The 13,837-nt window shown below is 72.0% G+C and carries 12 protein-coding genes and 1 pseudogene; all 13 read right to left on the reverse strand.

Annotation, left to right across the window (positions count from 1 at the left end; all coding sequences use genetic code 11):
• Nucleotides 1-41: 41 nt before the first annotated feature.
• Complete coding sequence (gene nusA / locus KY462_13215) at nucleotides 42-1,181, reverse strand: transcription termination factor NusA (GenBank protein ID MBW3578673.1); 1,140 nt, start codon at nucleotides 1,179-1,181, stop codon at nucleotides 42-44.
• A gap of 52 nt (nucleotides 1,182-1,233) precedes the next feature.
• Entirely contained in the window at nucleotides 1,234-1,704 is a 471-nt protein-coding gene (locus tag KY462_13220) for a ribosome maturation factor RimP (GenBank protein MBW3578674.1), read from the reverse strand.
• Between the two features lie 232 nt (nucleotides 1,705-1,936).
• A complete protein-coding gene (locus KY462_13225) occupies nucleotides 1,937-2,539 on the reverse strand; it encodes a hypothetical protein (protein MBW3578675.1) in 603 nt (200 codons plus the stop codon).
• 19 nt (nucleotides 2,540-2,558) lie between these two features.
• Entirely contained in the window at nucleotides 2,559-3,716 is a 1,158-nt protein-coding gene (gene ispG, locus KY462_13230; GenBank protein MBW3578676.1) for a flavodoxin-dependent (E)-4-hydroxy-3-methylbut-2-enyl-diphosphate synthase, read from the reverse strand.
• Between the two features lie 94 nt (nucleotides 3,717-3,810).
• Complete coding sequence (locus tag KY462_13235; protein MBW3578677.1) at nucleotides 3,811-5,466, reverse strand: RIP metalloprotease; 1,656 nt, start codon at nucleotides 5,464-5,466, stop codon at nucleotides 3,811-3,813.
• A 75-nt stretch (nucleotides 5,467-5,541) separates the two neighbouring features.
• A complete protein-coding gene (gene dxr, locus KY462_13240; GenBank protein ID MBW3578678.1) occupies nucleotides 5,542-6,711 on the reverse strand; it encodes a 1-deoxy-D-xylulose-5-phosphate reductoisomerase in 1,170 nt (389 codons plus the stop codon).
• A 29-nt stretch (nucleotides 6,712-6,740) separates the two neighbouring features.
• A complete protein-coding gene (locus tag KY462_13245) occupies nucleotides 6,741-8,024 on the reverse strand; it encodes a phosphatidate cytidylyltransferase (protein MBW3578679.1) in 1,284 nt (427 codons plus the stop codon).
• Nucleotides 8,025-8,054: 30 nt separating this feature from the next.
• A complete protein-coding gene (gene frr / locus KY462_13250; protein ID MBW3578680.1) occupies nucleotides 8,055-8,615 on the reverse strand; it encodes a ribosome recycling factor in 561 nt (186 codons plus the stop codon).
• 65 nt (nucleotides 8,616-8,680) lie between these two features.
• A complete protein-coding gene (pyrH, locus tag KY462_13255) occupies nucleotides 8,681-9,412 on the reverse strand; it encodes a UMP kinase (protein ID MBW3578681.1) in 732 nt (243 codons plus the stop codon).
• A gap of 57 nt (nucleotides 9,413-9,469) precedes the next feature.
• Nucleotides 9,470-10,027 (reverse strand): elongation factor Ts, encoded by a 558-nt coding sequence (gene tsf / locus KY462_13260; protein MBW3578682.1) that lies wholly within the window; start codon nucleotides 10,025-10,027, stop codon nucleotides 9,470-9,472.
• A gap of 83 nt (nucleotides 10,028-10,110) precedes the next feature.
• The gene (gene rpsB / locus KY462_13265) at nucleotides 10,111-11,118 is read right to left on the reverse strand and encodes a 30S ribosomal protein S2 (protein ID MBW3578683.1); all 1,008 of its coding nucleotides are present in this window, start codon (nucleotides 11,116-11,118) and stop codon (nucleotides 10,111-10,113) included.
• A 1,267-nt stretch (nucleotides 11,119-12,385) separates the two neighbouring features.
• Nucleotides 12,386-12,865 (reverse strand): annotated as a pseudogene (locus KY462_13270) (M23 family metallopeptidase).
• A 159-nt stretch (nucleotides 12,866-13,024) separates the two neighbouring features.
• Complete coding sequence (gene whiG, locus KY462_13275) at nucleotides 13,025-13,789, reverse strand: RNA polymerase sigma factor WhiG (GenBank protein ID MBW3578684.1); 765 nt, start codon at nucleotides 13,787-13,789, stop codon at nucleotides 13,025-13,027.
• Nucleotides 13,790-13,837 lie beyond the last annotated feature (48 nt).

The following is a 13,837-nucleotide window of genomic DNA, read 5'->3' on the forward strand; positions in this document are numbered from 1 at the left end:
GGCCTCGTGTCTGCTAACGCGTCGGACTGCTGAACCCTTCCTCACGCGGTCTGGCTCGCCTCGCTGTCCTCGTCGAGGACCCGCTGGCGGGCCGAGTCCGCGGCCTCCTGCGCAGCGGCGATCGCAGCCTGGCCCTCCTCGCTCAGCGGTCGGCCGTACTCGTCCACCAGCCCGGCCTCGAAGGCCTCCTGGAACGCGCGCTGCTCCTCGGCGAACTGCGATTCGTTCTTGATGTCGATCCGCCAGCCGGTCAGACGCGCCGCCAGGCGGGCGTTTTGCCCCTCGCGTCCGATCGCCAGCGACACCTGGTAGTCGGGGACCACCACGATCGCGGTGGCCTCCTCCGGATAGAGGTAGACGTCGGTCACCTTCGCCGGTGACAACGCGTTGGCGACCAGCTCCTCGGGCTCGTCCGACCACGGGATGATGTCGATCTTCTCGAGGCCCGCGTTGTGCAGCTCCTGCATCACCGCCCGCACTCGCGAGCCTTGCGGCCCGACGCACGCTCCGACCGGATCGACCGGCGGGTCGTTGGAGCTGACCCCGACTTTGCTGCGGTGTCCGGCCTCGCGGGCGATGCCGCGGATCTCGACGATCCCCTCCTCGATCTCGGGGACCTCCAACGCGAACAGGGCCGCCACGAACGCCGGGTGCGTGCGCGAGGCCACAATTTGCGCTCCCTTGGGCTGGCGGCGCACCTCGATCACCAGCGCCCGCGCGTGAGTGCCGTGCTGGATGCGTTCGTTGGGGACCTGCTCGCTGTAGGGAAGCAACGCCTGGCTCCGGCCGAGGTCGATGAGCGTGACGTTGCCCTGCTGGGACACCATGCCCGTGACGATGTCGCCCTCACGGCCGACGTACTCGCCGTAGGTCATCTCCCGCTCGGCTTCGCGGAGCCGCTGCAGTAGGACCTGCTTGGCCGTCTGTGCGACGATGCGGCCGAAGTCCGTGGGTTCCTCCCGCCACTCCGAGACGATGTTGCCGTCGTCGTCGAGTTCCTGGGCGTAGAGGACGATCTCGCCCGACCCCCGGTCGACGGCGACGCGGGCCTCGTCGCCGCTGGCCTGGGGCGACCGCTTGTACGCCGACGCGAGCGCCGTCTCGAAGGCTTCCACCACCGTCGCGAAGTCGATGCCCTTCTCACGTTCGATCTGGCGCAGCGCGTCGATATCGACCTTCATCGTTCCTCCTCTACGTCTGCCGGCGCCGTGCGCGCGCAGGTCCCCGTGCCGGTCACCACGGCAGCGCCACCCGCGCGTACTGCACGTCGACCAGCGCCACGGACACCGCGGCGTCGTCGACCTCCAACGTCACCGCCTCGTCGTCCACGGCGACGACCACGCCTGTCAGCTCCGACGGGGACGACGTCTCCGGCCGGGTCACCACCCGCACCGGCCGACCGACGTTGCGCGCGAAGTCCCGGCGGGTGACCAGCGGGCGATCCACTCCGGGGGACGACACCTGCAGGATGTAGCGCCCGGGCACGGTGTCGGTCCGGTCGAGCACCACGCCGATGTCGTGCGACAAGGTCGCGCAGGCTTCCACGTCGACGCCCTGGTCGGCGTCGACCACCAGCCGCACCAGTCGGCTCCCGGGATGACCTTTGACCTCGACGTCGACGAGTTCGAGCTCGGCGGCGGCGGCGAGGGGTTCTGCGAGGTCGCGGACGTGGGCCTCCAGGGCGGTGTCGCGCTGGGCGGCCATCGCCACCTCCTCCCTCTCGTCACGTCGGGGTGCCCTCTCGCACCAACGGCCGGCCCCCGGGGGCCGGCCGTCGCGTGGACGCCTCGTTTCTTCGGTCACCTGCCGGCCACTGATCCGACATGACGGGGCCGGCGGCGAACCGCAGGAAGTGGGCGACGAGTCGCCCACTTCCGAGCGACCCGAGGCTACCAGAGCCGGGGTGGGCCCGCCAGGCTCCGCCCGTCAGCGGTCCTCACAGCGACGCGCGGTGCACCGCCGCGTCGACCGCGAGGGCACTGGCCACCACCAGCGGGGCCACTTCAGGACCGGGATCGCGTGTGATCTGCAGCCGGTAGCGGTCGACCACGCCGGTCGTGGCGGGGACGTCGTCGCGGCCGCGGACGATCACGGCGAGCTCTTCTCCGTCGGCGTCCTGGATGGTGAACGTCTCCTCGTGCCAGGAATCCGCCTCCACCTGGGCGACGGTCTGGTCCCCAGCGTGGATGGTGAGGCGGATCTTGCCGACGATGTTGCGCTGGGCGATCCGCCCCAGCTCCCCGCCCGACCCATCGAGCACGATCAGTTCCGGGGCGAAGCGCCGTCCGGCCCGTTGCAGGGCGAACAGGACCGTGTCGTCGGGGGCGTGGACCACCAGCCGGACCCGCTCGGTCCCCAGGTCGGTGAACAACCGTCCGATCTCGTCGGGGCCGGGTTCACCTTCGAGCCGCACCACCCCCACCGTCTCGCCGTCGCGATCGACGATGTCGTACTGCGTCATCGGGTCGCGCACAGACGTGCGGTGCCGGAAGTCCAGCCGGCCCAAGCGGCCGAGGTCGAGAGTGTCGTCGGCGGTCAACGGCTCACCTCCCCGGGCGTCAGCTGACCACCCGCGTCGCGCCGGAGCCGCGTTCGGCCCGGACCTCGTCGGCCAGTTCGTGGGCGAAGTGGACGAGCGCTTCGACGATGTCCTCCTCGCGGACGGTGGCGATCACCTCACCCTGGCGGATGATCTGTCCCTTGCCACGCCCGGCGGCCACGCCGATGTCGGCCTCCCGCGCCTCGCCGGGGCCGTTGACCACACATCCCATCACCGCCACACGCAGGGGCACGTCGAGGGTCTGCAGCTCGGCCTCGACCGACTCCGCCAGGGTGTACACGTCGACCTCGGCCCGGCCACACGACGGGCAGGCGATCAGCTGCAAGCCTTGCGCTGGGCGCAGGTGCAGCGACTCGAGGATGGCGATCCCGGTCTTGACCTCCTCCACGGGGTCGGCGGACAGCGACACGCGGATGGTGTCGCCGATCCCCTCGGCCAGCAGCGCCCCGATGCCCACGGACGACTTGATGTTGCCGACCTTGGGGGTGCCGGCCTCGGTCACGCCCAGGTGCAGCGGGTAGTCACAGTGCTCCGCCAGCAGACGGTAGGCCTGGATCATCACCCACGGGTCGGAGTGCTTGACCGACACCTTGATGTCGAAGAAGTCGACGTCTTCCAGGAGGCGGGCCTCCCCGACAGCCGCCTCGACCAGAGCCTCGGCGGTGGGACCGCCGTGCTTGTCCAGCAGCCAGTCCTCCAGCGAACCACCGTTCGCGCCGACCCGGATGGGGATGCCTGCGTCAGCCGCCAGGCGGCCGATCAGCGCGACCTTGTCGTGCTTGTGGATCGTGCCGGGGTTGATCCGCACCCCCGCGCACCCGGCCTCGATCGCGCGGACGGCGTACTTCCACTGGAAGTGGATGTCGGCGATCACCGGGATGCGGCTCTTGGCGGCGATCGCTTCCAGGGCGTCGGCGTCGTCCTGACGGGGGCAGGCCACCCGGACGATGTCGCACCCGGCGTTCTGCAACGCCGCGATCTGCTGCAGCGTTGCGTCGATGGCGTGGGTGGGGGCCGTGGTCATCGACTGCACCGACACCGGGGCACCCCCGCCGACCGGGACGGAACCGACGTTGATGCGTCGGCTGGCGCGCCGGGCCGGCCCGTCGCCGGAGCGCGCAGGCTGTGCGGGGACGAGGGGGAGTTCGCGGTTCACGCCGACTCCTGAAGGGTCGTGGTTCACGCTACCGCACGCGACCCGGGGGTGGCCGGGTGGCGGCCCGTGACGGAGGCCGCCTGCCAGTGGCCGATCAGTCCGGTAGCCGCAGCGGGTTGGTGATGTCCAGGACGATCAGCGCCAGCGCGACCATCCCGACCAGCACGATCACGGGGATGGCGATCGCTGTGACGGTGCGCGGGTCGACCCGGTAGTCGGCCGGCAGACCACGCAGGCCACGGACGGCGTTCACGCCGCGTTCGACCGCGAGCACCGCAAGGTGGCCGCCGTCCAAGGGCGGGAGCGGGATCAGGTTGAACACGCCGATGAACACGTTGAGCGACGCCAGCAGACCTAGCAGGAAGAACGCCCCCGCGACCGCGGTGCCCTCGCCGGCGATCATGGTGATGCCGACCAGTGAAGCGCCTCCCTCCAGGCCGCGCTCAGCGCCACCCAACTGGCGGAAGATCGCCCCGATGCCCTCGGGTCCGAAGACGCCGCCCAGGGCCCGGATCGTCCCCACGAACAGGGCCGGGAAGCTGCCTTCGCCGACGAACGTCTCGCGCAGCGCCCCGACCGCGCCCAGGTCCTGGTGCGCGGGGACGAACCCGGCCAGGCCTGTCACCAGCCGTGCGAGCTCATCGAGGGCACCGGCCGGGACGGCGAGGGTCACCTCACCGACGTCGCCGGGCTCGTCGCCGAGCCGCTGCACCGTGACATCGACGGTCCCGCGCGCCCCAGCAGGAGCGATGTCGGCTCGGCCCGAGACCTCCTCGCCGGCGACGCTGAGGATGCGATCGCCGGGCTGCAGACCGGCCTCGGCCAGGACCGAACCCGGCGGCAACTGGCCGACCACCAGCGCGGTCGTCAGGGTCAGCTGACGTCGGGTGCCGTCGCGGTGCTCGACGGTCAGTGTGATCGGTTCGCCGGCGTGGGCTTCGATGCGACCTTTGACGTCGGCGAAGGCCTGCACTGGGTGACCGTTGACCGCGACGATCCGGTCGTCGGCTTGCAGGCCGGCCGCCGCGGCCGGCGACTCGGGCAGGACCTCGCGGACGACCGGAACCGGCTGGATCCCGAACGCCCAGAACGCCACCAGCAGCAGGACGATGGCCTGCAGGAAGTGCATCGTCGAGCCAGCCGCCAGGACCACCCCCCGCTGCCACGCCGGCCGGTCGTGGAAGAAGCGCCCGTCGTCGCCGGACAGGACCCGGTGGCGCAGATCGCCGACCCGGCCGGTGCCTGTCAGGCGCGTCGCTGCGACCGCCGTGAAGGCACGGGCGGTCTCGGCAGCGCTGGCGTCGGAGCTCACCCGCCGGCGGGTGTCGGTGACCAGCGCCTCGCGCTCGGCGGGCGGGACGCCGCGCCGTGCGAGCTCCCCGTCGAGGCGCTCCCACGTCCCGGCAGGCACCGCCGGGACCTCGTGGAGCGGTCGGTGCTCGGTCTCGGCGGTGGCGCGTCGGTCGGCGGCGATGGCGTCGTGGTCGAACACCGCGTCCGCGATCGGCCGCTGCCGCGATTCGCCGATCGACATGCCCGCGATCCGGACGAACCCGCCCAGCGGGAACCACTTCACGCCGTACTCGGTCTCGCCACGGCGCGTGGACCACAACGTGGGCCCGAACCCGATGAAGAAGCGCTCGGCACGCATGCCGAACCAGCGGGCGGTCACGAAGTGACCCCATTCATGCAGACCGATCGCGATCGTCACCGCGATCACGAACAGCACGCTGCCGATCCAGGTCGCCACTTGTTCCTTCTCTGTGCTCGGTGACGCCTCGCCGGCGGCGACGCGCGTTGCTGGCCGAGAGCCTGGGGTCGCCCGCTACCGCGCGGTGGCGCGGCACAGTTCGTCGGCGCAGGCGCGCGCCCAGCTCTCGGCGTGGAGAACGTCGCCGAGGGTGAAGTTCGTTCCCTGCCCGTGGCCGCGGTGCCGGTCGAGGACCTGCTCCACCACCCGATCGATGTCCAGGAACCCGATGCGCCCGTCGAGGAAGGCCGCCACCGCCTGTTCGTTGGCGGCGTTGAGCACCGCCGGGAACGTGCCACCGAGCCGGCCGGCCTCCTCGGCGATGGACAGCAGCCGGAACGTGTCGCGGTCCACGGGCTCGAACTGCAGCTGTGTGGCCCGTCCCCAGTCGAGGGTCGCCGGCGCGTGCGGCAGCCGGCGTGGCCACCCCAACGCGAGCTGGATCGGCAGCCGCATGTCGGGTGGCGACAGCTGCGCGAGCGTGGACCCGTCGATGAACTCCACCATCGAGTGCACCACCGACTGTGGGTGGACCACCACGTCCAGGGCGTCCCATGGCACGGCGAACAGCAGGTGGGCCTCGATCAGCTCCAGGCCCTTGTTCATCAGGGTGGCGGAGTTGACCGTGATCACCGGGCCCATGTCCCAGGTGGGGTGCGCGAGCGCGTCGTCGGGGGTGACGCCGACGAGGTCGTCGCGGCCGCGCCCACGGAAGGGGCCACCGCTGGCGGTGAGCACCAGGCGGGCGACCTCGTGGCGTGCCCCGCCGCGGAGGCACTGCGCGAGGGCCGAGTGTTCGCTGTCCACCGGGACGATCGCGTCAGGTCGGCCGTCAGCGGCCCGCACGACCAGCGGCCCGCCGACGATGAGGCTCTCCTTGTTGGCCAACGCGACGGTGTGGCCGGCTTCGAGCGCTGCGAGCGTGGGCAGCAGGCCCTGCGAACCGACCACCCCGTTCAGCACCACGTCGGCCGATGCGAGCGCGGCCAGCTCGGCGACGCCGTCCAGTCCACTGCGCACCCGCGCGGTCGGGAGTGCGTCGCGGAGCCGGGCGGCGGCGACAGGATCCGCGACGGCCAGCTCGTCGACACCGAAGGCTTGCGCCTGCGCCGCCAGCCGGTCGCCGTCGGACCGGGCGGCCAGACCCACCACCTCGAAGCGGTCGGCGTGGGTGCGCACCACGTCGAGCGCCTGCGTCCCGATCGATCCGGTCGATCCGAGCACGACCACGCGTCGGCGAGTCACGACCGCCCCCTGCGGGTCACGCACCGCCCTCAACCGACCAGGATCAAGGCGTAGTACCCGGCCGGCAGCGCGAACAGCAGCGAGTCGATCCGGTCGAGGACGCCACCGTGCCCGGGGATGATCCGCCCGAAGTCCTTCACGCCGAGGTCGCGTTTGAGCAGTGACTCGGTGAGGTCGCCCACCACCCCGACCGCCGCGACGATCACGGCGAACAGGAACGCCGTGACGGGATCGAACAGCTGGCCGGTCCCCAGCAACGGCAACGCAACCGCAGCCACGACCCCGGCCACCGCCATCCCGCCGAGGACCCCCTCCCAGGTCTTGCCGGGGCTGACCGACGGGGCGACCTGGCGGCGGCCGAACGACGTCCCCACCACGTACGCGCCGACGTCGCTGACGACCGCTGCCCCGACCGTGGCGAGGACCGCCACCCACCCGTCGACGCCGCGGACAGCGAGTACCACGGCGAACGACCCCAGGAAGGGCACCCACAAGCCGAGCATCACGGTGGCCGCGATGGTGCGGAACACGTCGGTGCGTTCCGGATCGGCCAGCTCCCACGCCACCGCCAACAGGAACAGCATCACCAGCCCCACGACCAGACCGCCGGTCCCGCCGCGGTAGGCGCCGACCACGAAGATCAACGCGGCCACGAGGATGACCGGGACGGCGACGTCCACGCCCCGCTCCCGACACACTGCGGCCGCCTCGACGATGCCGACCAGGATCAGGAACGTCACCAGGGCGGTGAACGCCACCGGGTGGGTGAACAGCGTCACGAGGAACAGCAGGGTCAGCAGCGTCCCAGCCGCGACGGCGACCCGCACGTCGCGATCGGCGCGGCGGCGCCGCCGGCGCCGCTTCGTGGGTGGGCCCGCGACCCGTTGCTCCTCGGCGGCGTCCGGCCCGGGCGGGCGCTTGTCGGCGGTGTCCGGGCGCTCGGCGGCGTCCGGCCCGGGCGGGCGCTCGTCGGCGGCATCCGGTGCGGGGGGCGGCTCCTCGGCGGCGACGTCGCGGCGCTCGTCGGCGGCATCCGGTGCGGGGGGCGGCTCCTCGGCGGTGACGTCGGGGCGTTCGACGGCGGCGTCCGGCACGCCGGCGGGCTCCTCGGAGCCGGGCGCGCCAGGTCGTTGATCGGCGCCGCGGTCTGGTGGCTGGTCGTCCGGCGCCTGGGGCCCGCTCAACGGCGCGGTGGCCTCCGTGTGGGTCTCGAGCGGCTCCGTCGCCCGAGCGTCGTCGCGGCGAGCGTCGTCGCGGCGAGCGTCGCCGCGGCGACCGTCGTCGCGGCCATCATCGTCGTCTCCGTGTGCCACGGTGCGGTCGCCCAAGGATCCCCCGTGCGGTCAGACCTCGAGGAGCTCGCGTTCCTTGCTTTCGAGCAGCTGGTCGATGCGGTTGACGTGCTGGGCGGTCAGCTCCTCGAGCCTCTTGGCGTACCGCTCGTGCTCGTCGGCCCCGACCGTCCCGTCGTCCTCGAGCTGCTGCAGTGCGTCCCTGGCGTGCCGGCGGACGTTGCGCACCGCGACCCGGCCTTCCTCGGCGCGGGCCTTGGCCAGCTTGATGTACTCGCGGCGGCGTTCCTCGGTCAGCTCGGGGAAGATGCACCGGATGATCTGCCCGTCGGTGGAGGGGTTGAGCCCCAGATCCGACTCCCGGATCGCCCGCTCGATGTCGGAGGTGGCGCCCTTGTCGAACGGGTTGATCACCAGCATGCGCGGCTCGGGGACCGAGAACGACGCCAGCTGCTGGAGAGGCGTGGGCTGGCCGTAGTACTCGACGCGGAGGTTGTGCAGCAGCTGCGGGTTCGCCCGCCCCGTCCGGATGCCGGCGAAGCCCTCCTGGGTCATCTCGACCGCCACGTCCATCCTGTGGTCGGCGTCGGCGAGGATCTCGTCGGGACTCATGTCGGTGTCGACCATCTGTCTGCCTCCCGTGGTGTGCCGCGATCTTCGGCGGGGGTTGTGGGACGCTACACGTCCGCCGTGACCAGCGTGCCGACACTCTCGCCTTCCACCACCCGTTGGATGTTGCCCGGACGCAGCAGCTCGAACACCACGATCGGGAGCTTGTTGTCCATGCACAGCGAGATGGCGGTCGCGTCCATCACCTTCAGGCCGCGGTTGAGCACGTCGAGGAAGCCGATCGCCTCGAACCGGGTCGCGTCGGCATCCTCGCGGGGGTCGGCGTCGTAGACCCCGTCCACGCTCGTGCCCTTGAGGATCGCCTCGGCACCGATCTCGAGCGCACGTTGGGCAGCGGCGGTGTCGGTGGAGAAGTACGGGGCACCCAGCCCCGCCGCGAAGATCACGACCCGGCCCTTCTCCAGGTGGCGCAGCGCGCGCCGCCGGATGTAGGGCTCGCAGACCTCCTGCATCCACACCGCACTCTGCACCCGGGTCTGCACGCCAGCCTTTTCCAGCGCGTCCTGGAGAGCGAGCGCGTTGATCACCGTGGCCAGCATGCCCATCTGGTCGGCGCTGGAGCGGTCCATCCCGGTCGCCTGCGGGGCGTTTCCGCGGAAGATGTTGCCCCCACCGACCACGACCCCGATCTCGGTCCCGCGCGCTTCCTTGAGGTCGGCGAGCTCGTCGGCGATGCGCCGCACCACGTCCGGATCGATGCCTCCACGCACGGACGGGTCGGAGAACGCCTCGCCGGAGAGCTTGAGCAGCACCCGACCGTAGCTCCCCCGTTCCGGCAACGGCTTCTCCTCGCGGTGGGTGTGGCCGATGCTACGGCACCGCGACCGGCACCCGGGTCAGGCGCCCACCTCGAAACGAGCGAAGCGGGCCACCTCGATCTTCTCCCCGATGATGCCCTGCACCGCGACGATGACATCGCCGACGGTCCTGCTGGTGTCCTTCACGAACGGCTGGTTGAGCAGGACCTGCTCGGAGTAGAAGGCCCTGATCTTCCCCTCGATGATGCGGTCGATCACGTGCTCGGGCTTGCCCTCGGCCTCGGCCTGCTTCCGCGCGAAGATACGTTCCTTGTCCAGGAGCGCGTCGCTGATCTGCTCCTCGGACACCACCGCCGGGTTCGAGGCGGCGATGTGCATGGCGACGTCGCGCGCCAGTTGCTGGAACGTCTCGTTCTTGGCGACGAAGTCGGTCTCGCACGACAGCTGGACCAGCACGCCCACCTTGGCTGGGGTGCCGGGGGACGGGGCATGCAGGTAGGCGTGGACCAAGCCCTCCTTGGCGGTGCGCTCCCCAGCGCGGGCATCCATGCGTGCCCCGGTGCGCTCGCGGACGAGGTCGGCGGCCTTGGCGAAGTCGCCGCCGGCGTCGATCAGCGCCTGCTTGCAGGCCATCATCCCGGCGCCGGTCGCGTCTCGGAGGCGCTTGACGTCGGCAGCGGGGATCCTGTCGGCCACGGTGGGCTCCTTGTCGCTGCGGGTCAGGACGTGGCGGGCGCGCCGTGTTCCGGCTCGCCGGCGGGCTCCTCGTCCGCACGATCGGCGTCCTCGGCGGGCTCTTGCGCCGCGCGTTCGGGCGGCTGACCGGCAGACGCCCCAGGCTCACCGTCGCTCGGGCCGGTCGGTCCCCCCTCAGCCTGCTCGGACGGGGCCACACCGGCGGCGGCCGCCAGCCGTGCGGCCTGCTGCCGCTCGAGCTCGATCTCCCACTGGGCTTTGGGCTCGGCGACGTCCAGGCCGCTTCCTGTCGTTGCGGCAGCCTTCATCGCCTGCTCACGCAGCTCCTCGTCAGGCGAGCGCGACGCGCGCAGCAGCAGCCCGTCGGCGCAGGCATCACCGAGGATGCGGGTCATGAGCGCGACCGAGCGGATCGCGTCGTCGTTCCCCGGGATCGGGTACTGCACCAGGTCGGGGTCGCAGTTGGTGTCCAGGATGGCGATCACCGGGATCCGCAGCCGGTTGGCCTCCCGGACGGCGATCTCCTCGTTGACGGTGTCGATCACCCACATCGCGTCGGGGAGCTTGGCCATGTCCCGGATCCCGCCGAGGTTGGTCTGGAGCCGGGCGTGCTCACGCTGCAGCTCGAGGACCTCCTTCTTGGGGAGGATCTCGAACAGGCCCTGGGCCTCCATCGCCTCGAGCTCACGCAAGCGGGCGATGCGGCCCTTGATCGTCTGGAAGTTGGTGAGCATCCCCCCGAGCCACCGCTCGGTCACGTAGGGCATCCCGACCCGCGTCGCGTGGTACTCGATCGGTTCCTTGGCCTGCCGCTTGGTCCCCACGAACAGCACGGTTCCGCCGTGCGACACCAGGTCGCGCGTGAAGGCGTAGGCCTCCTGGAGGCGTTCGATCGTCTGGCGCACGTCGACGATGTAGATGCCGTTGCGCTCCGAGTGGATGAAGCGCTTCATCTTCGGGTTCCAGCGCCGGGTCTGGTGCCCGAAGTGGAAGCCAGCTTCGAGCAGCTGGCGGGTGGTGACGACGGCCATGTGGGATCGTCCCTCTCGTTTTCGTTGGCCTCGCCCGTGTCGCCGGGCGCTTCGCCAGGAGCGCGCCTGTTGGCCGACCGTCGCCGGCGCGGCTTCCGCGGCGTCGGACGGACTCGCCGACAGCTCCCGGCCGGGGGTCGGGGGCCGCCCGTCGACGGGCATGTGTGATTCTGGGCCCGCGAACGGGCCCGACCTGAGGCTAGCTGTTGCCTGGCGCGCCCGCCACCGTGCCCGGCAAGGGCACCCCGCCCAGGAGGTACCCGCCCAGCTGTTCACCCCACCCCACCGGGTACGACAGCCAGTGCCCGAGCCCGCCGGGCTCGCCGGGGACGGGCCGGTCGGCGAGGAAGGCGCGGATCACCAGCCGGCTGGCCTCGGTCGCGCGCATGCCCTGATGGTCGCCCGGCAGGACGACGTGGGGGGCCTCGGGTAGGTCGCTGCGGTGCTCAGGGACGGTCACGTCACGCGACCCGCCGACCGTCAGCACCTGCGTCCCGGCCGCGAGCGGCCCGCCCCAGCGGTCGCGCAGCGCCTGTTCCCAGGCCGACGCGAGCTCGCGTACCAGCGGCGAGGCGACCGCCAGGTCGCGCAGCGCCTGGTCGTCGTGTCGCGGCATCCCGACGAGCGGGGCGACCGCGTCGATCACCCATTCCATCATCGGGTCGCGGGCAGCCGAGCGGACGGCGGTGGCCAGGTCGGCTCCCTCGACCGGGGAGGCGAGCGTCACGGCGTGGGCGACCGGCGGGAGGGTCGGGTCGGCCGGATCGTGCAGGGTGAGCAGGTAGTGCAGCACGACGACGCCGCCCATGGAGTGGCCCACGAGATCCACCGCCTGTCCGGGGTTGGTCCGCGCGTGGGCGCGCAGCTGGTCGCGGAGGCGCCGGGCGGCGCGCTCCACCCCGAGGAAGGTGTGCTGCGGGCCGTAGGGCAGCTGGTCACCCGATCCGTCCGCGGCGCCGGGGCGGCGACCGGCGTAGCTGAAGTAGGTCACGTCCAGCGGGTCGTACCCCAGGTGGGTCAGGTCGAGCGGCTTCCTCGTCTTCCCCCCGCTCCTGCTGCCGAGCCCGGCCACGCCGATGACGTGGTTGGGGTTGGGCGGCAGGACCCACCCGGCGTGCTCGGCGACGGGCGACCCGGCCACCAGCCCCAGGCGCCCCCCCAGCCCTCGCGCTCGTCCGGGCCATGGCGCGTAGCCGGGGATGCGGGGGAGGTCCGTGACGACGGTCGCGCCGGGCCCGACCAGCGCGGGGCGCCACCGTCCGGCATCCAGGAGCGTCAACGGGTCGAGGTAGCGGCCGCCGCGGCGGGCGCTCCAATGCACGACCACCCGCCGCGGATCGTGGCCGGGGGTGACGGTGCCGACGCGCTGACCGCGGTCGACCCGCTGGCCGGCGACGACCTCGACCGTCGTCAGCGGCCCGTAGGCGGTGCGGATCCCGTCGGGATGGTCGACCGAGACCCATGTCCGCCTCGCGACCGTGCCGACGAAGGCGACCGTCCCGTCGCCGGCGGTTGCCACCGCCTGGCCGTCGGCCGCGGCGAGGTCGACCCCGCGGTGGCCGCGGCCCCACCGGGCGTGAGGCCGGTCGAAGTGGCGCACCACTGCGCCGTCGACCGGCGCGACGTACGGGGTCGTCGCAGCCGTCGGTGCCCGCGCGGGCGGCGCCAGTTGAGCGGCGGCGGTTGCGGGGGCGAGGGCCGCGACCAGCGTGATGGCCACGGCGCGGACCGCACCAGACGACGGCAGGGGGCGCTCCTCGGCCCCCCACGGCTCGCGGCGATCCTAGGTGCCGTCACCGCGGACGCGGCGGGTGGTGCGGCTCTCGCCTGTGGAGTTCGCGGGGTCGCGCCAGTCGACGCTGGCGCCTGACTGCCGCCGGCCGCCCGCCGGCCGCCCGGCGCGCCGTCACCTCGCGATGCGGTCGAGGAGCTTGGTGCGCAGCGACACCACCGCCTTGGTGTGGATCTGACAGACCCGCGATTCGGTGACGCCGATGACGCCGCCGATCTGGGCCAGCGTCATTCCCTCGAAGTAGTACAGGGCGACGACCTTCTGCTCGCGCTCAGACAGGCGCCGGATCGCGTCGCCCAGCAGCCTCAGCGTCTCGATCTGGTCCAGGCGCTCCTCCGGGCCCACCGCGCTGACGTCCTGGATCGTGTCGACCAGTGCGACGCGTTCGCCACTGTCGCCGACCTTGAGCGTCTCGTCGAGCGCCACGACCGCGGTGAACGAGATGCGCTCGAGCGTGGCGTGGAGTTCGGCGAGGGAGACGCCCAGCTCTTCAGCGAGCTCTTCGTCCGTGGGCGTGCGCTGCAGCACTCCCTCCAGGTGCTGCATCGCGCGCTCGACGGCGCGGGCCTTGGTACGCACGGAGCGGGGCACCCAGTCCACCGACCGCAGCTCGTCGATGATGGCCCCCTTGATCCGAGTGATCGCGTACGTCTCGAACTTCACGCCCTTGTCGGGATCGAAGCGTTCGATCGCGTCGATCAACCCGAACATCCCGTAGGACACCAGGTCGCCGTACTCGATGTTGCGGGGCAGGCCCACACCGACCCGGCCAGCGACGTACTTGACCAACGGGGCGTACGTCAGGATCAGCGACTCGCGGACGTCCGCGTCGCGGGACCGTTGGTAGCGATCCCACAGCGTCCGGGTGTCGGCATCCACCGCTGCCTCCGATGCGTGGGGACCGGCCTGCGCGCCCCGCCCCGTCGC

Source organism: Actinomycetota bacterium (assembly GCA_019347675.1).
Taxonomy (GTDB): domain Bacteria; phylum Actinomycetota; class Nitriliruptoria; order Nitriliruptorales; family JAHWKO01; genus JAHWKW01.

Coding starts and splice junctions, on each gene's coding strand:
- tsf (MBW3578682.1), bottom strand. CDS start 10,027: ATGATGGCCTGCAAGCAGGCGCTGATCGACGCCGGCGGCGACTTCGCC.
- rpsB (MBW3578683.1), bottom strand. CDS start 11,118: ATGGCCGTCGTCACCACCCGCCAGCTGCTCGAAGCTGGCTTCCACTTC.
- nusA (MBW3578673.1), bottom strand. CDS start 1,181: ATGAAGGTCGATATCGACGCGCTGCGCCAGATCGAACGTGAGAAGGGC.
- KY462_13220 (MBW3578674.1), bottom strand. CDS start 1,704: ATGGCCGCCCAGCGCGACACCGCCCTGGAGGCCCACGTCCGCGACCTC.
- frr (MBW3578680.1), bottom strand. CDS start 8,615: ATGAGTCCCGACGAGATCCTCGCCGACGCCGACCACAGGATGGACGTG.